At 59.5% G+C, this 16,425-nt stretch carries 18 protein-coding genes and 1 other RNA gene; 10 read left to right on the top strand and 9 right to left on the bottom strand.

What is annotated here, in order from left to right:
- Position 1: 1 nt before the first annotated feature.
- Positions 2–787 carry a transporter substrate-binding domain-containing protein gene (locus N2A98_RS25870; protein ID WP_044269753.1) on the bottom strand — a complete coding sequence of 262 codons (786 nt, stop codon included), beginning with the start codon at positions 785–787 and terminating at the stop codon, positions 2–4.
- 255 nt (positions 788–1,042) lie between these two features.
- Between N2A98_RS25870 and N2A98_RS25865 the strand changes: the two genes are divergently transcribed.
- The 6 genes from N2A98_RS25865 (at position 1,043) to N2A98_RS25840 (ending at position 8,316) form a co-directional block, all read left to right on the top strand.
- Positions 1,043–1,738 (top strand): FCD domain-containing protein, encoded by a 696-nt coding sequence (locus tag N2A98_RS25865; protein ID WP_047712045.1) that lies wholly within the window; start codon positions 1,043–1,045, stop codon positions 1,736–1,738.
- Positions 1,739–1,858: 120 nt separating this feature from the next.
- The gene (gene trxA, locus N2A98_RS25860) at positions 1,859–2,188 is read left to right on the top strand and encodes a thioredoxin TrxA (RefSeq protein WP_044269751.1); all 330 of its coding nucleotides are present in this window, start codon (positions 1,859–1,861) and stop codon (positions 2,186–2,188) included.
- A gap of 234 nt (positions 2,189–2,422) precedes the next feature.
- Positions 2,423–3,682 (top strand): transcription termination factor Rho, encoded by a 1,260-nt coding sequence (gene rho, locus N2A98_RS25855; RefSeq protein ID WP_003176825.1) that lies wholly within the window; start codon positions 2,423–2,425, stop codon positions 3,680–3,682.
- A 157-nt stretch (positions 3,683–3,839) separates the two neighbouring features.
- Positions 3,840–5,822 carry an acyltransferase family protein gene (locus tag N2A98_RS25850; RefSeq protein WP_275622800.1) on the top strand — a complete coding sequence of 661 codons (1,983 nt, stop codon included), beginning with the start codon at positions 3,840–3,842 and terminating at the stop codon, positions 5,820–5,822.
- Positions 5,823–5,881: 59 nt separating this feature from the next.
- A complete protein-coding gene (gene ubiD / locus N2A98_RS25845) occupies positions 5,882–7,348 on the top strand; it encodes a 4-hydroxy-3-polyprenylbenzoate decarboxylase (protein WP_003195329.1) in 1,467 nt (488 codons plus the stop codon).
- Positions 7,348–8,316 carry a CDP-6-deoxy-delta-3,4-glucoseen reductase gene (locus N2A98_RS25840; RefSeq protein WP_047712043.1) on the top strand — a complete coding sequence of 323 codons (969 nt, stop codon included), beginning with the start codon at positions 7,348–7,350 and terminating at the stop codon, positions 8,314–8,316. Before ubiD ends, N2A98_RS25840 begins: the two co-directional genes overlap by 1 nt.
- A 583-nt stretch (positions 8,317–8,899) precedes the next feature.
- On the opposite strand, the gene N2A98_RS25835 is transcribed toward N2A98_RS25840, so the two are convergent.
- The gene (locus tag N2A98_RS25835) at positions 8,900–9,382 is read right to left on the bottom strand and encodes a sn-glycerol-3-phosphate transporter (protein ID WP_275622799.1); all 483 of its coding nucleotides are present in this window, start codon (positions 9,380–9,382) and stop codon (positions 8,900–8,902) included.
- Positions 9,383–9,632: 250 nt separating this feature from the next.
- Between N2A98_RS25835 and N2A98_RS25830 the strand changes: the two genes are divergently transcribed.
- Entirely contained in the window at positions 9,633–10,286 is a 654-nt protein-coding gene (locus N2A98_RS25830; RefSeq protein ID WP_032894602.1) for a gamma-glutamylcyclotransferase, read from the top strand.
- On the opposite strand, the gene glpT is transcribed toward N2A98_RS25830, so the two are convergent.
- Both glpT and N2A98_RS25820 read right to left on the bottom strand, forming a co-directional pair.
- On the bottom strand, positions 10,283–11,620 hold the full coding sequence (gene glpT, locus N2A98_RS25825) for a glycerol-3-phosphate transporter (protein ID WP_032878817.1): 1,338 nt from the start codon (positions 11,618–11,620) through the stop codon (positions 10,283–10,285). The genes N2A98_RS25830 and glpT overlap by 4 nt on opposite strands.
- A 291-nt stretch (positions 11,621–11,911) precedes the next feature.
- Positions 11,912–12,889, bottom strand: a complete 978-nt coding sequence (locus tag N2A98_RS25820; RefSeq protein WP_019817790.1) for an NADPH:quinone oxidoreductase family protein — start codon at positions 12,887–12,889, stop codon at positions 11,912–11,914.
- Positions 12,890–13,039: 150 nt separating this feature from the next.
- Between N2A98_RS25820 and N2A98_RS25815 the strand changes: the two genes are divergently transcribed.
- On the top strand, positions 13,040–13,447 hold the full coding sequence (locus N2A98_RS25815; protein WP_014720413.1) for a flagellar basal body-associated protein FliL: 408 nt from the start codon (positions 13,040–13,042) through the stop codon (positions 13,445–13,447).
- Positions 13,448–13,485: 38 nt separating this feature from the next.
- Here the strand turns inward: N2A98_RS25815 and N2A98_RS25810 are convergent, their stop codons facing one another.
- The gene (locus tag N2A98_RS25810; RefSeq protein ID WP_044269738.1) at positions 13,486–13,935 is read right to left on the bottom strand and encodes an EVE domain-containing protein; all 450 of its coding nucleotides are present in this window, start codon (positions 13,933–13,935) and stop codon (positions 13,486–13,488) included.
- Between the two features lie 195 nt (positions 13,936–14,130).
- On the opposite strand from N2A98_RS25810, the gene N2A98_RS25805 reads away from it, so the two are divergent.
- Positions 14,131–14,280: a hypothetical protein gene (locus N2A98_RS25805; RefSeq protein ID WP_010207387.1), complete on the top strand. Its 150-nt coding sequence runs from the start codon at positions 14,131–14,133 to the stop codon at positions 14,278–14,280.
- Positions 14,281–14,292: 12 nt separating this feature from the next.
- On the opposite strand, the gene N2A98_RS25800 is transcribed toward N2A98_RS25805, so the two are convergent.
- The 4 genes from N2A98_RS25800 to N2A98_RS25785 all read right to left on the bottom strand — a co-directional run bounded on the left by N2A98_RS25800 (position 14,293) and on the right by N2A98_RS25785 (position 15,711).
- Positions 14,293–14,922 (bottom strand): 5-formyltetrahydrofolate cyclo-ligase, encoded by a 630-nt coding sequence (locus N2A98_RS25800; protein ID WP_044269736.1) that lies wholly within the window; start codon positions 14,920–14,922, stop codon positions 14,293–14,295.
- Positions 14,923–14,978: 56 nt separating this feature from the next.
- Positions 14,979–15,157, bottom strand: a non-coding RNA gene (ssrS, locus tag N2A98_RS25795) — 6S RNA.
- Between the two features lie 30 nt (positions 15,158–15,187).
- Entirely contained in the window at positions 15,188–15,505 is a 318-nt protein-coding gene (locus N2A98_RS25790; protein WP_014720410.1) for a cell division protein ZapA, read from the bottom strand.
- Positions 15,502–15,711, bottom strand: a complete 210-nt coding sequence (locus tag N2A98_RS25785) for a TIGR02449 family protein (RefSeq protein WP_003177365.1) — start codon at positions 15,709–15,711, stop codon at positions 15,502–15,504. Before N2A98_RS25785 ends, N2A98_RS25790 begins: the two co-directional genes overlap by 4 nt.
- Before the next feature lie 138 nt (positions 15,712–15,849).
- Here N2A98_RS25785 and N2A98_RS25780 point away from each other — a divergent pair, with 138 nt between their 5' ends.
- Positions 15,850–16,407, top strand: coding sequence for a YecA family protein (locus N2A98_RS25780; RefSeq protein ID WP_044269733.1), 558 nt, complete (start codon positions 15,850–15,852; stop codon positions 16,405–16,407).
- The last annotated feature ends 18 nt before the right edge of the window (positions 16,408–16,425 follow it).

The raw sequence follows: 16,425 nt of genomic DNA, 5'->3' as shown, positions 1-16,425 counted from the left end.
GTCAGAGGTCGGCAGGCAGCGGTTCTTTGAGCCACTGCATCGCGTTTTTCCCCAGGCTGCCGTCAGCCTTGGCTGCCACCAGGATCTGGTTGACCTTTTCCAACAGCGCCGGCTCGTTCTTGTTCACGCCCACGTACACCGGCGAGTCCTTGAGTTTCACCTTCAGTGCCGGTACGCGTTTGGGGTTGCGTTCGCTGATGGCCACCATGACCACGTTGCCGCTGGCGATCAGGTCCACCTGGCCGGCCAGGTAGGCAGCGATGGTGGAGTTGTTGTCTTCAAAACGCTTGATGGTGGCTTCCTTGGGGGCCACCGCGGTCAGCTCGATATCCTCGATGGCGCCACGGGTTACGCTGATGGTCTTGCCCTTGAGGTCGTCGAGGCTGGCGATGGCAGCATCAGGCGGCCCAAACACGGCAAGGTAGAACGGTGCGTAGGCGTTGGAGAAGTCGATGACCTTGGCGCGCTCGGGGTTCTTGCCCAGGCTGGAAATCACCAGGTCGACCTTGCCAGTGGTGAGGAACGGGATGCGGTTGGTACTGTTTACCGGCGTCAGTTCCAGCTTGACCTTGAGTTGGTCGGCCAGCAGCTTGGCGGTGTCGATGTCCAGACCGCGTGGCTTCATGTCCGGGCCCACCGAACCAAAGGGTGGGAAGTCCTGGGGCACGGCAACCTTCAGGGTGCCACGGGCGACGATGTCATCCAGACCATTCGCCTGGGCGGGTGCCTGGCTCAGCATCAGGCTGGCAAACAGGGCAGTGAGCAGGGCGCTGTAGCGCTTGGTCATGGCAACTCTCCGAAAATGGCGAAGGAATTTTCTGAGTTTGCCCAGTGCACAGCCCATGCCAGCACCGTTCGGATCGTCTGCAAGGCTGATGTTTGTTGAGGTGCACAGGTCTTACTGGTCTGAACAGTGGTCAGGTTTTTCGCACCCTTTTCGAGCGTCGACAAAAAGCGGCGAGCCCCTTTGGGGCGTGGCTTGCAGCCGGCCCTGAATAGTTTTACAACGGGTCACACCGCTATCTGGAACCCAGAGCTTTTTATGAATTCGATTGCCCAAGCCGTACCGGAAGCGGCCTTGCAGGCCATCCGCAAACTGATCAAGGAGCAAGGCTTCGGGCCGGGCGACGCGTTGCCGTCCCAGCGCGACCTGGCGCTGCAATTGGGGGTGAGCCGGGCGTCGTTGCGCGAGGCGCTGTCGTCCCTCAGCGCCTTGGGCGTGGTCAGCGTGCAGCCGGGCAAGGGCGTGTTCGTGCAGGACATGCAAGAGGCGCCGGGGTTCGCCTGGCCCTTTGCGGCGCAGGCCACGCCGCCGGATATCTTCCAGTTGCGCTACGCCTTGGAGGGGTTTGCGGCGGGCTTGGCAGCGGTGACACTAACCCTCGATGCACTGGACAGCCTGCAAGACAATGTTCAAGCCATGCGCAAAGTGCTCAAGGCGGGCGACTTCGAAGCGGCTGCCCGCCTGGACTTCGAGTTTCACCAGCGCATTCTGCTGGCCAGCGGTAACCAGGCCATGGTGAGCATCCTCAGCGCCAGTGCCGAGGTGTTTCTGGAAAGTCAGAAGCTACCGTTCATCCGGCCGGAGCGGGCCATGGAGACCTGGCAGGAACATCGCAGAATCCTGCGCGCCCTGGCCCGCCGCAGCAGTACGGCGGCGCAGAAAACCATGCAGGAACATATACGTAATGCAGCGTTGCGCACGGGCATCGCGTTCGTGACGCCCGCTACGCCGTGACGGGGTCATACCCACACTCATTCAAGTTCATAGCAAGACTCAATCAGACGCGGCTTCCTGAACAGGGGAAGGGCAGCTATGATGGGCAACGTTTTTTTTGCTTACAATCCGGAGACATCCATGAGCAGCGATCTTATCAAGCACGTCACCGACGCGTCCTTTGAAGCCGAAGTCCTCAAGGCTGACGGCCCGGTGCTGGTTGACTACTGGGCTGAATGGTGCGGCCCTTGCAAAATGATCGCTCCGGTCCTGGACGACATTGCAACCACTTACGCAGGCAAACTGACCATCGCCAAGCTGAACATCGACGAGAACCAGGAAACCCCGGCCAAGCATGGCGTGCGTGGTATCCCGACTCTGATGCTGTTCAAGAATGGCAATGTCGAAGCGACCAAAGTGGGCGCGCTGTCGAAGTCCCAACTGCAAGCTTTCCTCGACGCAAGCCTCTAAGCGTCGTCAAAAAAGCCCCGCAAATTGCGGGGCTTTTTCGTAAAACAGGGCTAGACGCTCCGAAATCCAGGTGGTACATTCGGCCCCGCAGTGGTTTCTCCACTGCCCCCTGCAAGCCGTCGCCGACGCATTCCTTTTCGATTAGTACGCGATCCTGTCGCCTTCTCTGCGGCGCGGCCTCATTAAGCCAAAAGCTTAATTTCCCCCCTCCATAAATGATTACGTCATTCCTATATGAATCTGACTGAACTCAAGCAAAAGCCGATTACCGACCTGCTCCAACTGGCCGAAGAAATGGGCATAGAAAATATGGCCCGTTCGCGCAAGCAGGACGTGATTTTCTCCCTGCTCAAGAAGCACGCGAAAAGCGGCGAGGAAATCTCCGGTGATGGCGTGCTGGAGATTCTCCAGGACGGCTTCGGCTTCCTCCGCTCTGCAGACGCGTCCTATCTCGCCGGCCCAGACGATATCTACGTCTCGCCGAGCCAGATCCGTCGCTTCAACTTGCGCACCGGTGACACCATCGTTGGCAAGATCCGTCCTCCGAAGGAAGGCGAGCGTTACTTCGCCCTGCTCAAGGTCGACACGATCAACTTCGATCGCCCCGAGAACGCGAAAAACAAGATTCTCTTCGAGAACCTGACTCCGCTGTTCCCGACCGTGCGCATGAAGATGGAAGCCGGTAACGGCTCCACCGAAGACTTGACCGGCCGTGTGATCGACCTCTGCGCTCCAATCGGCAAAGGCCAGCGTGGCCTGATCGTCGCCCCGCCCAAAGCTGGCAAGACCATCATGCTGCAGAACATCGCCGCGAACATTGCGCGTAACAACCCTGAAGTTCATCTGATCGTGCTGTTGATCGATGAGCGTCCGGAAGAAGTGACCGAAATGCAGCGCACCGTGCGCGGCGAAGTGGTTGCCTCGACGTTCGATGAGCCGCCAACCCGTCACGTGCAGGTTGCCGAAATGGTGATCGAAAAGGCCAAGCGCCTGGTCGAGCACAAGAAAGACGTGGTGATCCTGCTCGACTCCATCACCCGTCTGGCCCGTGCCTACAACACCGTGATCCCGAGCTCCGGCAAGGTGCTGACCGGTGGTGTCGATGCTCATGCCCTGGAGAAACCGAAGCGTTTCTTCGGCGCTGCGCGCAACATCGAAGAAGGCGGCTCGCTGACCATTATCGCCACCGCGCTGGTTGAAACCGGCTCGAAGATGGACGAAGTGATCTACGAAGAGTTCAAGGGTACCGGCAACATGGAACTGCCTTTGGATCGTCGCATCGCTGAAAAGCGTGTGTTCCCTGCGATCAACATCAACCGTTCCGGCACCCGCCGCGAAGAGTTGCTGACCGCAGACGACGAACTGCAGCGTATGTGGATCCTGCGCAAGCTGCTGCACCCGATGGACGAAGTCGCTGCCATCGAGTTTTTGATCGACAAGCTGAAAACCACCAAGACCAACGACGAGTTCTTCCTGTCGATGAAACGTAAGTAAATACTGCGTTTCTGGTCCAAAAAAATGGCGCCCCCCAGGGGGCGCCATTTTTTTTGCGTCGAGTTTGTGTGGTTTTTATGGCATAAGTATCAGTTAAGTAACAAAAATTGACGCGTGACTACGCTCATTCCTTTCGTCACAGACTGACCACATTCATATGACCACTCTTGCTTACCGCAGAGACATCGACGGCCTGCGTGCCATCGCTGTCCTCGCAGTCGTGTTGTTTCACTTTGGCGTTCCAGGCATTACTGGCGGTTTTGTTGGCGTTGATGTGTTTTTCGTCATTTCCGGCTTTCTAATTACGTCAATTATCTGGCGTGAGCGTCAAGCTGGACGCTTCAGCTTCATCGACTTCTGGGCTCGCCGCGCCCGGCGTATCTTGCCGGCACTGTTTGTGATGATTGCGGCGACACTGGCAGTGGGTTGGTTTCTGTTGGCGCCCAAGGACTATGAAGAGTTGGGGCGGTCTGCGCACTATCAGGTGACTTTTACCTCGAACCTGTTGTTCTCGCGTCAGCACGGATACTTTGATGCCTCATCGGACATCAAGCCGTTGCTGCATACCTGGTCATTGGCGGTAGAAGAGCAGTTCTATATTTTCTTCCCGTTGCTGCTGGCTTTGCTTTCCAGCCGTTTGAAGCACTGGCGCCTGGCATTGTTCGCGGTGCTGCTGGTGTCGTTTGGCATGAGCGTCTGGGCGGTTCAGCATGAGCCGCAGAAAGCTTTCTTCCTGTTGCATCTGCGGGCCTGGGAGCTACTGGCCGGTGCGATGCTGGCGGTGCAGCCCAAGCGTGAATGGCGCGCCTCGCCGGCCTTGGCCCAAGGCGTCAGCCTGGCTTCCCTGGCATTGATCCTCATCGCTGTACTGGGTTACGACGCGAAAACCCCGTTCCCAGGCGCGACCGCGTTGTTGCCCGTGCTGGGGGTGGTCGGGTTGATCTGGGCCAACGGCCAGCAACCGACCTGGGTCGCTCGCCTGTTGGGCACGCGGATCATGGTGGGTATCGGGCTGATCTCTTATTCCTGGTACCTCTGGCACTGGCCGGTGTTCGTGTACGCCAACTATGCCGCAGTGGATGGCTTGAGCGCCCTGGAACTGGCGGGGCTGATGCTGCTTTCGCTGGTGCTGGGTTACCTGTCCTGGCGCTTCGTGGAAACGCCGTTCCGGGAAAAACGTTTGCTGGCTTCGCGTAAGGCGATTCTGGCGTCAGCCATGGTCGGCATTCTGGGGCTGGGCTTCACTGGCCTTGCGATACGCGAAGCTGACGGCGTGCCTTCGCGCTTGTCCGAACAGGCGTTGCGCTTTGCCCAGGCCAAGAAGTGGAGCCCGGACCTGTTGGCGTGCATGGCCGACAAAGATACGCCCGATGAACGCTTGTTCTGCCATTTCGGCCCCAAAGGCCAGTCGGTTTCAGCGTTGGTATGGGGTGACAGCCACGCCACCGCGCTGATACCGGCACTCAAAGAGGGCGCTGATCGCCACGATATCAGCCTGGTCGAAGCCAGTTTTGCCGGCTGTATTCCCCTCGATGGCCTGGAAAATATTGCCCGCTGCGCGCATTTCAACCGTCGCGTCGAGAAGGCCATGGCCGAGCAGGCATTCAGCGATGTGGTGTTGGCCGCCCGCTGGAGCCTGTATGTGTATGGGCAAATGTCCGGTGACAAGGAGCATGCGCTCAAAGACCCTGGCACCGGCGAGTATGTGCGTGCCGTCGCCGAACAACGCTTTGCCCAGGGCTTGCGCGAGCGCATCCAGGGCCTGCGCGCTGCCGGGCACAAGGTCTGGCTGGTCAAGGAAGTGCCGCTGCAGGAAATCATCGTGCCTTACCGTCTCAGCCGTCTGGCCATGATGAACCGCCCCGTGGACGGTGAAGGGCTCGCATTGGCTGAGCATGTGAAACGCCAGGCCTTTATCACGCAATTGTTTGATGAGTTGGCGGCTGCTGACAGGGGTGTCGCGGTGCTGGACCCCGCGCCATTGCTGTGCGGCGCCGATGGGTTGTGCCGGGTCGAACTCAATGGCCGCGCGCTGTATACCGACGATAATCACCTTTCAGACGTCGGCGCGCGACACATCGAAGCCTTCCTGGAGCCGTTGTTCAGTTCTTTGCAATCACGCGGTTTGACGGCCAATTAAGCTGCCAGCCGCCCTCAGAGCAGGTAGGATGTACGCCTATTTTACGGGTGGCATGGTTAATGAAATTCAAGGATCTTCGGGATTTCGTGCAGCAACTTGAGCAGCGCGGAGAGTTGAAACGTATCCAGATGCCGATTTCTCCGGTGCTGGAAATGACTGAGATTTGCGACCGTACCTTGCGCAACAAGGGCCCGGCGCTGTTGTTCGAAAACCCGACCGGCTTTGATATCCCGGTGCTGGGCAACCTGTTCGGCACTCCCGAGCGCGTGGCCTTTGGCATGGGCGCCGAGTCCGTCAGCGAGCTGCGCGAGATCGGCAAGCTGCTGGCCTTTCTCAAGGAGCCCGAGCCGCCCAAGGGCTTGAAGGACGCCTGGTCCAAGCTGCCGATCTTCCGCAAGATCATTGCCATGGCCCCCAAGGTGGTCAAGGACGCGGTGTGCCAGGAAGTGGTCATTGAAGGCGATGATGTCGACCTGGCCATGCTCCCGGTGCAAACCTGCTGGCCCGGCGACGTCGGCCCGTTGATCACCTGGGGCCTGACCGTCACCAAAGGCCCGAACAAGGACCGCCAGAACCTCGGTATCTACCGTCAGCAAGTCATTGGTCGTAACAAAGTGATCATGCGCTGGCTGAGCCACCGCGGCGGCGCCCTCGACTTCCGCGAGTGGTGCGAGAAGCATCCCGGCAAGCCGTTCCCCGTTTCCGTAGCCCTGGGTGCTGACCCTGCGACCATCCTCGGCGCAGTGACACCCGTACCTGACAGCCTCTCCGAGTACGCCTTCGCCGGCTTGTTGCGCGGTAATCGCACGGAGCTGGTGAAGTGCCGCGGTAATGACCTGCAAGTGCCGGCCACCGCCGAGATCATTCTTGAAGGCGTGATTCACCCAGGTGAAATGGCCGATGAAGGCCCGTATGGCGACCACACCGGGTACTACAACGAAGTCGACAGCTTCCCGGTGTTCACCGTCGAGCGCATCACCCATCGGGTCAAGCCGATCTATCACAGTACCTACACGGGCCGTCCGCCCGATGAGCCGGCCATCCTCGGCGTGGCGCTCAACGAAGTGTTCGTGCCGATCCTGCAAAAGCAATTCCCGGAGATCACCGACTTCTACCTGCCGCCCGAGGGCTGTTCGTACCGCATGGCCATCGTGACCATGAAGAAGTCGTATCCGGGGCATGCCAAGCGGGTAATGCTCGGTGTGTGGTCGTTTTTGCGACAGTTCATGTACACCAAGTTCGTTATTGTCACCGACGACGACATCAATGCCCGGGACTGGAACGACGTGATCTGGGCTATCACCACGCGCATGGACCCCAAGCGCGACACGGTGATGATCGACAACACGCCCATCGACTACCTCGACTTCGCCTCGCCGGTTTCGGGCCTGGGCTCAAAGATGGGCCTGGATGCCACGCATAAATGGCCGGGCGAAACCACGCGTGAGTGGGGCCGGGTGATCGTCAAGGATGAAGCCGTCACGGCGCGGGTCGATGCGATCTGGAAAGAATTGGGAATAGATTGATGCGTGTAACCCTGCAACCTTCCGGTGCTGTGCTGGAACTGGCCCCTGGCGAGCGAATCCTCGAGGGCGCACGCCGCCTGGGCTATGAGTGCCCCCAAGCCTGTCGCAATGGCGTGTGCCATGTCTGCGCGGCGTTGCTGGTGGAGGGCCGCGTACAGCAAGCCGGGGAGGTGCGCGATCATGGTGAGTTCTACACCTGTATCGCCGAGCCGCTGGAGGACTGCGTGGTGTTGTGGGATGGCGTTCTGGCGCCGGGAGAGTTGCCGTTGCGCAAATTGTCGTGCCAATTGACCGAGTGTGTGCAAGTGGGTGGCGATGTGTGGCGTGTGCGGCTGCGCGCCCCGGCAGGCAAGGCGGTGCGTTACCACGCCGGGCAATACCTGATGATCGAGCGGGACAGCGGCGAGAAATCGGCGTTCTCCCTGGCCTCGGCGCCCCATGCCGGGCGTGAGTTGGAGTTGCATGTACTGGCACGGGAAGCCAGTGCGCGCAGCCTCATCGAGCAGTTGCAGCGTAACCAGATGGCCCGCGTCGAGCTGCCGTTTGGTGACACTCACCTGGCTGAACTGCCAGACGGTCCCCTGGTACTGATGGCCGCCGGCACCGGCATGGCGCAGATGCACAGCCTGATCGAGCATTGCCGCGCTTCAGGCTTCAAGCACCCGGTGCATCTGTACTGGGGCGTGCGCCTGCCGGAAGATTTCTACGAAATCGAGCACTGGGATCAATGGCTGCATTTACCCAACCTGTTCCTGCACAAAGTGGTCAGCGACCTGTGTGGTTGGGAAGGGCGCTGTGGTTTGCTGCATGAGGCGGTGTGCGAAGACATTGCCGACCTCAATAGCGTGCACGTCTACGCCAGCGGTTCGCCGGCGATGATCTACGGCACCCTGGACGCACTGGTCAACGCCGGCATGGATGCGCACCGGATGCGCGCCGACGTCTTCGCCTACGCCCCAAGGCCCTAATGTGGGAGCTGGCTTGCCTGCGATGGCGGCCTGCTAGCCGAAGCCTATCTACCTGACACCCCTCGATCCAACTGTGGGAGCGGGCTTGCTCGCGAAGGCGGCCTGGCAGTCAACAGGGTTGGATTGTGTGCATATCCATTGCTGCGGTAACGGCCGCTTAGGGTTCCGCCTGACGGCGGGTCACTTTGGAAAAGAGCCCCAAAGTAACCAAAGGGCTCTTGCCCCACCACTCGGCACCTCGCCTGGGCTCGGTGTGCCCGTAATCCGCCAGTGATTTGGGGGGCCGCCGCCACGCGCCATCCATGGCGCGGGGCGGCTAAACCGGCATCCCTGCCGGTTTACCCCCCAAATCCCTGTCGAATTCCGGCCAGCGTGGTTTAACGGGGCGCCTGAGATCAAGATCACAAGCAGATCAAGAGCAAGATCAAGAGCGGCTCGCTTCGCATCGTGGTTACCGTCTGTTGCTACAGCCCACAAAGTTGCGTAGATGCCTATGCTGCGATAGCGGTGGGTCAGCGCCTCATTTGATGACTGGCACACCGCTATCGCAGGCAAGCCAGCTTCCAGCCGGGACCGTGCTGTGTCAGAAGCGCACTCCAGTCGTCACCATTGCCGCGTTGAACCCGAGCAATACCAGCTCAGCCGCCACTGGCCCGTAATGCGTGCCCACCGATGGAATGATCACCGGCGCCACGCCGAATCGGTTCAACGGGATCTTGTCGCGGTACTCGCCGCGATAGCCCTGGAGCAGCCCGCCGGTCAATTTTGCATACACCGGATAGTCGGCCATGTCATAGCGCTTGCCCACATAGGCGTAGTACGAGCGCTGGCGGAACGAGTTACGAAAGGTCACCCCACCGTACAGCAGGCCCGATGCCTCGTTGCGTTCCAGGCCGATCAAGTCCTGCTTGTTGTTGTGCTCAGGGTCGGGTGCGAAGTGCCGGGTGTAGACGCTGGTCTGGGCGTACCAGAAGCCTTTGTCGTCGTTGGCAGGTGGGGTTTCGCTCGCCAGAGCGGTGGTGGCTTGGGCCAGTAACAACAGCCCAGGCAATCGAAATTTTTTCATGGGGCGACCTCGATAGTCGATGTGATGAACGGCTAAGTGGGTCGTTGTGTGCGCGCTATTTTGACGGCTTGGCGCCCGCCCAGGCTGAACCGGGGCTGACAGTAGCGGGATTAACCGTGCAAATCCTGACGAGTGGTGGGCGTTGATTATGCCCAGTGGGACTTTTTCGCCGTACGGTTACAGCGCTGCGTTTTATTACGGTAAAGTCGCTTACAGCTGGTAACACACAGGAGGCGCACCGCATTTCGCCATGACCGTCATTGAAACCGATCTTCTGCAATTGGCTTACCCTCCGCGACTCGATCTTGGGCCGCAACTCACCCACGAACAGTTAATGAGCTCGATGCAAGCCACCATGGCTCGGCATAAGGGTGGGCCGGTGTGGCTATTTGCTTATGGTTCGCTGATCTGGCGCCCTGAATGTTCATCCACCGAACGCGTACGGGCGCGGGTCCACGGTTATCACCGGGGCTTGTACCTGTGGTCCCATGAGCATCGGGGTACGCCGGAGTTGCCGGGTTTGGTGTTCGGGCTGGATCGCGGGGGTTCCTGCAGCGGGTTTGCTTACCGTTTGCCGGAAGACCAGTTGGAGGCCTCGCTGTATGCTCTGTGGCAGCGCGAGATGCCTTACCCCTCTTACCGGCCGCACTGGCTCAGCTGCCGATTGCAAGATGGCAGTACCGTGCAGGCGTTGGGGTTTGTGTTGGAGCGGCATTTGCCCAGCTATGCCGGCAACTTGCCCGATATCGTGCTTAACCATGTACTGCAAAGCGCTTGCGGGCGTTACGGCACCACTCGCGATTATGTCGAGCAGACCGTGAACGCCCTGCGTAGCCACGCCATGCCAGATAAAAACCTGGAGGCGCGGCTCAAGCGTTGTGCCAAGGATTGCCCGGGCGGTTAGCGCGCCGAGCTGACACTATTGGTGTGCCACAGCGTAGGGATCAGGAACGCGATCGCCAGTACGCAGGCGCCAATCAGCAGTACGAAACCACCGTCCCAGCCGAAGTGGTCAACTGTGTAGCCCATGGCCGCACTGGCCGCTACCGAACCGCCCAGGTAACCGAACAAGCCGGTGAAGCCTGCTGCGGTGCCGGCGGCTTTCTTCGGTGCCAGCTCCAGCGCCTGCAGGCCGATCAGCATCACCGGGCCGTAGATCAGGAAGCCGATGGAGAACAGCGCAATCATGTCGATCATCGGGTTGCCCGGCGGGTTGAGCCAGTAAACCAGGGTTGCCACTGTTACCAGGGCCATGAACACGATGCCGGTCAGGCCGCGGTTGCCACGGAAGATCTTGTCCGACATCCAGCCGCACAGCAGCGTGCCCGGAATACCCGCCCACTCGTAGAAGAAGTACGCCCAGGACGACTTATCGACCGTGAAGTGCTTGGCTTCTTTCAAATAGGTGGGCGCCCAGTCCAGTACGCCATAACGCAGCAGATAGACAAACACGTTGGCGAAGGCGATGTACCAGAGCATTTTGTTGCGCAGCACGTATTTGACGAAGATTTCCTTGGCGCTGAATTCGTCTTCGTGGCTGGCGTCGTAGCCTTCTGGGTAGTCGTTCTTGTATTTCTCGATAGGCGGCAGGCCCACCGATTGCGGGGTGTCGCGCATGGTGATGAAGGCAAACGCCGCCACTGCCAGGGCCACGGTGGCCGGCACGTAGAACGCTGCATGCCAGTCGTTGAACCACGCCATGCCCAGCAGGAACAGCGGGCCGATCAAGCCACCGCCGACGTTATGCGCAACGTTCCACACGGACACCACGCCGCCGCGTTCTTTCTGCGACCACCAGTGCACCATGGTCCGCCCACTTGGCGGCCAGCCCATGCCCTGGGCCCAGCCGTTGATGAACAGCAAAATGAACATCATGGTCACGCTGGACGTTGCCCAAGGTGCGAAACCGAAAATGAACATCACCCCCGCCGAAACCAGCAGGCCGAAGGGCAGGAAATAGCGTGGGTTGGAGCGGTCGGACACCAGGCCCATCAGGAATTTGGACAAGCCGTAGGCAATCGCAATCGCCGACATCGCCAGGCCCAGTTCGCCACGGGTGTAACCCTCGTCGATCAGATAAGGCATGGCTAGGGAGAAGTTTTTACGCAGCAGGTAGTAGCCGGCGTAACCAAAGAAAATACCCGCGAAGATCTGCCAGCGCAGTCGTCGGTAGGTACTGTCTATTTTTTCTTCAGGCAGGGGCGCCTGGTGTGCGGCAGGTCGAAAGAAAGCAAACATTCAAGAGCTCCAAATTTCTTGTTTTGACTGCGGATGCGAATGTTACAGTTTCGTTACCGAAAATAGCATCGCCTCTTATCCGCAAACACAGGAAACACGAGCAATTGCATGTTCTTTTACGAACATGTCGCTAATAGATAAGTTGTGTGCGTGATTAGGTCCTAAGACCACTGAGTAACCACTGTGGGAGCTGGCCTGCCTGCGATGGCGGTCTTTCAGGTTCATTTGTAGCAGCTGACCCACCGCTATCGCAGGCAAGCCAGCTCCCACATGGATTGCATTTCAGGTGTGTTATCGGGTTTGGACAACTATTTTACCCACCGCCTTGCGCTGTCCCAGGTCATTGATCGCCTGTGCCGCCTGTTCCAGCGGATACACCTGCGACACCAAAGGCTTGAGCTTGCCCTCGCCATACCAGGTGAATAATTGCTGGAAATTCGCCGCATTGTCCTGTGGCTGGCGTTGGGCAAACGAGCCCCAGAACACCCCGACCACCGCTGCGCCCTTGAGCAACGCCAGGTTCACCGGCAGTTCAGGAATACGCCCGCTGGCGAAACCTACCACCAACAGCCGACCGTTCCAGGCGATCGAACGAATGGCCTGGTCAAACAGGTCACCACCCACTGGGTCGTAGATAACATCGGCGCCGTTGCCATCGGTCAGGCGCTTGACCTCATCCTTGAGGCTGGCTTCGCTGTAGTTGATCAGCTCATCGGCGCCGGCGGCCTTGGCCACTGCAAGTTTATCGGCGCTGCTGGCAGCAGCAATCACCCGGGCGCCCATGGCCTTGCCAATCTCTACCGCAGCTAGGCCCACGCCGCCGGACGCGCCAAGCACCAGCAGGGTCTCGCCGGGTTGCAGGTTGGCGCGTTGTTTCAGCGCATGCATGGAGGTGCCGTAGGTCATGCTGAAGGCGGCGGCGGTGTTGAAATCCATGCTCGGCGGGATCGGCAGCACGTTATAGCCGGGCACCGCGACCTGCTCGGCAAAGCTGCCCCAGCCGGTCAGGGCCATCACGCGGTCGCCGACTTTCAGGTGGCTGACTTTCTCACCCACCTCGCTGACCACGCCTGCCGCTTCGCCACCGGGTGAGAACGGAAAGGGCGGCTTGAACTGGTATTTGCCTTCGATGATCAGCGTGTCCGGGAAATTCACCCCGGCCGCATGCACGTCCAACAGGATTTCGTTCTTCTTGATCGCCGGGCTGGCGATCTCTTCCAGCACCAGGGTTTCGGCGGGGCCGAAGGCTTTGCACAGCACAGCTTTCATCGGACTATTCCTTTTGGCGTCGTGGCCGATAAGTGTAGGAGGGTACGCCCGTGGGTCAACGAGCATGCCCACGCCTGATAAGCCCCCATAAGCTTGTGCTCAGCCTTGCTAGCGTTATGCTACCCGGCAACCGAATTCGAGGAATGAACTGTGAAAGCGTGGATCCTGTTGATGCTGGCCCTGACCTTGCCGATGGCAGCCCAGGCCGAAGAGGCCAAAGAGGGCGAGGCGCCGAAGGTCAGCTATATCAGCCTGAGCCCGCCGTTCGTGGGCAATTACGGCCTGGATGGCACCGCCAAGCTCAAGGTCTACAAGGCCGACATTGCGCTGCGCGTGACCGGTGATGAAGCGGCGAAGTTGGTCAAGGCTAACGATCCGTTGATTCGTAACCAACTGGTGGCGCTGTTTACCCAGCAGACCAACGAGACCATGAGCAGTGTGGAAGGCAAGGAAAAGCTGCGCCAAGAGGCGTTGAAGCAAACGCAGCAGGTGATGAACGATGAAACCGGCAAGCCGGTGGTGGAAGACCTGCTGTTCAACAACCTGATCATCCAGTAGGAGCGAGCAAGCTCGCTCCTACAAGAAGCCGGGGCCAGTTAAAGCAGATGAAGGACCGCTGCCCACTGCTCCGGTGTGACCGCCATGACAGAAAGCCGGCTGCCCTTCTGCACCAGCGGCATTTCAGCCAGTGCGGTTTGTTGCTTTAGATAGCCCAGGCCCAGCACCTTGGGGAAGGTCTGCACATGGGCGACATCGATCGCACTCCACGGGTTTTTCTCCGGCGTGGCCTTGGCGTCGAAATAGTGGCTTTCTGGTTCCAGCGCAGTGGGGTCCGGGTAGGCGGCCTGAATGATTTTGCCGATGCCGGCAATCCCTGGCTCCGGGCAACTGGAGTGGTAGAAGAAAAATTCGTCGCCCACGGCCATAGCGCGCAAAAAGTTGCGGGCCTGATAGTTGCGTACGCCGTCCCAGCGCGCTTCGCCGAGCTTTTCCAGGCCGTTGATGGAGAGTTCGTCGGGCTCGGATTTCATCAGCCAGTAGGCCATTTTGGGGCTCCTGAAAAAGGCATTGGGCAAGTTGTCGGGCAATTGCATGACAAACCGACAGTCGGTTGGCGTCAAGGTTTGCGTGTTGGTTCACGTTACCGCAGAATGCGCGCTTTTAAGCTTGACGCAGCTGCAACGGACTACTTTGGAACGTTGTTGTCATCGTGTACGAGGTGCCTGAAAGGGGGGCAATCGATGCAACGTAAGCCGGATTTACTATGGATTTTGGTTATTTTGTTTGGTCTGGGCGTCGTGACCACCGGTTATGCCCAAAGCCTGTGGTCGAACAAGACCGATGCACCGGTTGAACTGGCTCAGCAGCAGCCACAACCGTTCAAGCGTTAACTCAAGCATTCACTAAGGCGCCGCTGTTTCCAGCGGCGTTTGTGCGACATACCACTGCTTATCGGTGACCGTCCCCGCCAACGGCACATCCCAGCTGGCCTGCGCCAGGCGTTCGACTTTCTGGCATTCATGGGCCAGCCCTAGCAGCGTTGGCTTGCGCCAGCTCTGGCGCCGAGAAAGATAGGCCAGGCTGCGGTCGTAAAACCCGCCGCCCATGCCCAGGCGCCCACCCACATCATCGAACCCCACCAACGGCAACAACACCAGGTCCAGCGCCCAGACTTGGCGTTGGCGATGGGCATTGACCCGTGGTTCAAGGATGCGAAAGCGGTTGGGCAGCAACTTATCCCCAGGGCGTACGCGCTGGAACACCATCTTGGTGCGCGGCCAGGCGCTGAGCACCGGCAGGTAAGTGGCTTTGCCGCGGCGCTGGGCTGCACGCAGCAGCAGGCGCGGATCGATTTCACCGTCCGTGGGCAGATATAAAGAGATATGTTTGGCCCGGCGAAACAGCGGGTGCTGTGCCAGTTGCCGGTACAGGCCGTGAGCGGCCTGGCGCTGCTCGCTTGGCGTGAGGGCGCGGCGGGCCTTGCGCAACATGCGTCGAAGGTGCGGACGAGATAGCGGCGCAGGTTCGGTCATGATTTCGGCTCATAAAACAATGCCAGTCCGGGGACTGGCATTGAGTTTGGGAATTCAGGCTCCCCGACAGAGCCGCTGTCGACTTAGCCCTTGAACCCGAAAGTTCAAGGTGGAAGAAGCAGTAGGCTTTAAGGCTTTCCGTCTAGCGGACATGCACACCAGCCCAACGTGCAACTTCCAGGGTAGTGCGAATCGGCTCAGGGACATCGCCGACTGGCAAACACGCCAGGGAGTGGGGCGAGTATACCTTAAACCCGCTCGGCAATCAGCCCTTGGGTGTGTCTGAATCGGTGGAAAGCACCAGATCCACGCGATCGAGCAGGTCACGCACCTGCTCGCGCGTCGAGCCGCTGGCCTGTACGTCAGGGCGCTCCTGCTTATGCAGCAGGTCGTGGGTAATATTCAGCGCGGCCATCACGGCGATGCGGTCGGCGCCGATCACTTTGCCGCTGCTGCGGATTTCGCGCATCTTGCCATCCAGGTAGCGGGCAGCGCTCACCAGGTTGCTGCGTTCTTCCTGAGGGCAGATGATCGAATATTCTTTGTCGAGGATCTGCACGGTAACGCTATTGCTTGAACTCATGAGTCTTGCTCCAGGGCCTTCAGGCGCGAAATCATCGATTCGACCTTACGCCGGGCGATTTCGTTTTTTTCAATGAGGTGAGCGCGTTCCTCGCGCCAGGTCTTTTCCTGAGCTAATAGGAGTCCGTTTTGACTCTTAAGTTGCTCGACCCGATCAATTAGCAGTTCGAGTCTGGCCATCAGCGCTTGCAGGTCGGTGTCTTCCATTGGGTTCCACTGGATTTGTCTGATGAATGGCAACTGCAGGATAAACGATCTGACGCCCTCGATAGTCTTGGTGCGTCTGCCGGTGCTAGGATACAGCGCTCCATTCTAGACATTGCGCCGTCTGGCGCCTAGCTCACCATGCCCATTCAGAACTCCCCGTACGATGCTTTTTCCAAACTGCTGAGCGCCAGCGGCCATCCATGCTCGCCTGCTGAACTGCACGGCGTGCTGTTGGGCCGCAGTTGCACCGGTGTCGGCTTTGATGCCGACACCTGGTTGGCCGATGTGGCCGAGCTGCTGGAAACCGAACCCACCGACAATGTGCGCAACGCATTGATCGGCCTGCAAGAAATGGTCAAGGGCGAGCTGACCGGTGATGACGTCACCGTGGTCCTGCTGCTGCCCACCGACGACGCCCCGCTGGCTGATCGCGCTGCCGCGCTGGGCCAATGGTGCCAGGGTTTCCTCCATGGTTTCGGCGTGAATGCCGGCGGCCTGGAGCTGAGCACCGACGCCAAGGAAGTGCTGCAGGACCTGGCGGCCATCTCCCAGGTGCAAGATGCCCTGGAAGAATCCGAAGACGGCGAAGGCGACTACATGGAAGTCATGGAATACCTGCGTGTCGCGCCGCTGCTGCTGTTCACCGAGACCCGCAAGTCCGCTGAGCCCGTCGCACCCAAGCCGTCGCTGCACTGAGAAAGGACACCCATCTGC

Origin of the sequence: Pseudomonas sp. FJ2-5-13 (assembly GCF_029201605.1) — a bacterium.
GTDB classification, from domain to species: domain Bacteria; phylum Pseudomonadota; class Gammaproteobacteria; order Pseudomonadales; family Pseudomonadaceae; genus Aquipseudomonas; species Aquipseudomonas lactis.
This window is presented reverse-complemented; position numbering and strand designations above follow the sequence as displayed.

Coding starts and splice junctions, on each gene's coding strand:
- N2A98_RS25870 (WP_044269753.1), bottom strand. CDS start 787: ATGACCAAGCGCTACAGCGCCCTGCTCACTGCCCTGTTTGCCAGCCTG.
- N2A98_RS25865 (WP_047712045.1), top strand. CDS start 1,043: ATGAATTCGATTGCCCAAGCCGTACCGGAAGCGGCCTTGCAGGCCATC.
- trxA (WP_044269751.1), top strand. CDS start 1,859: ATGAGCAGCGATCTTATCAAGCACGTCACCGACGCGTCCTTTGAAGCC.
- rho (WP_003176825.1), top strand. CDS start 2,423: ATGAATCTGACTGAACTCAAGCAAAAGCCGATTACCGACCTGCTCCAA.
- N2A98_RS25850 (WP_275622800.1), top strand. CDS start 3,840: ATGACCACTCTTGCTTACCGCAGAGACATCGACGGCCTGCGTGCCATC.
- ubiD (WP_003195329.1), top strand. CDS start 5,882: ATGAAATTCAAGGATCTTCGGGATTTCGTGCAGCAACTTGAGCAGCGC.
- N2A98_RS25840 (WP_047712043.1), top strand. CDS start 7,348: ATGCGTGTAACCCTGCAACCTTCCGGTGCTGTGCTGGAACTGGCCCCT.
- N2A98_RS25835 (WP_275622799.1), bottom strand. CDS start 9,382: ATGAAAAAATTTCGATTGCCTGGGCTGTTGTTACTGGCCCAAGCCACC.
- N2A98_RS25830 (WP_032894602.1), top strand. CDS start 9,633: ATGACCGTCATTGAAACCGATCTTCTGCAATTGGCTTACCCTCCGCGA.
- glpT (WP_032878817.1), bottom strand. CDS start 11,620: ATGTTTGCTTTCTTTCGACCTGCCGCACACCAGGCGCCCCTGCCTGAA.
- N2A98_RS25820 (WP_019817790.1), bottom strand. CDS start 12,889: ATGAAAGCTGTGCTGTGCAAAGCCTTCGGCCCCGCCGAAACCCTGGTG.
- N2A98_RS25810 (WP_044269738.1), bottom strand. CDS start 13,935: ATGGCCTACTGGCTGATGAAATCCGAGCCCGACGAACTCTCCATCAAC.
- N2A98_RS25805 (WP_010207387.1), top strand. CDS start 14,131: ATGCAACGTAAGCCGGATTTACTATGGATTTTGGTTATTTTGTTTGGT.
- N2A98_RS25800 (WP_044269736.1), bottom strand. CDS start 14,922: ATGACCGAACCTGCGCCGCTATCTCGTCCGCACCTTCGACGCATGTTG.
- N2A98_RS25790 (WP_014720410.1), bottom strand. CDS start 15,505: ATGAGTTCAAGCAATAGCGTTACCGTGCAGATCCTCGACAAAGAATAT.
- N2A98_RS25785 (WP_003177365.1), bottom strand. CDS start 15,711: ATGGAAGACACCGACCTGCAAGCGCTGATGGCCAGACTCGAACTGCTA.
- N2A98_RS25780 (WP_044269733.1), top strand. CDS start 15,850: ATGCCCATTCAGAACTCCCCGTACGATGCTTTTTCCAAACTGCTGAGC.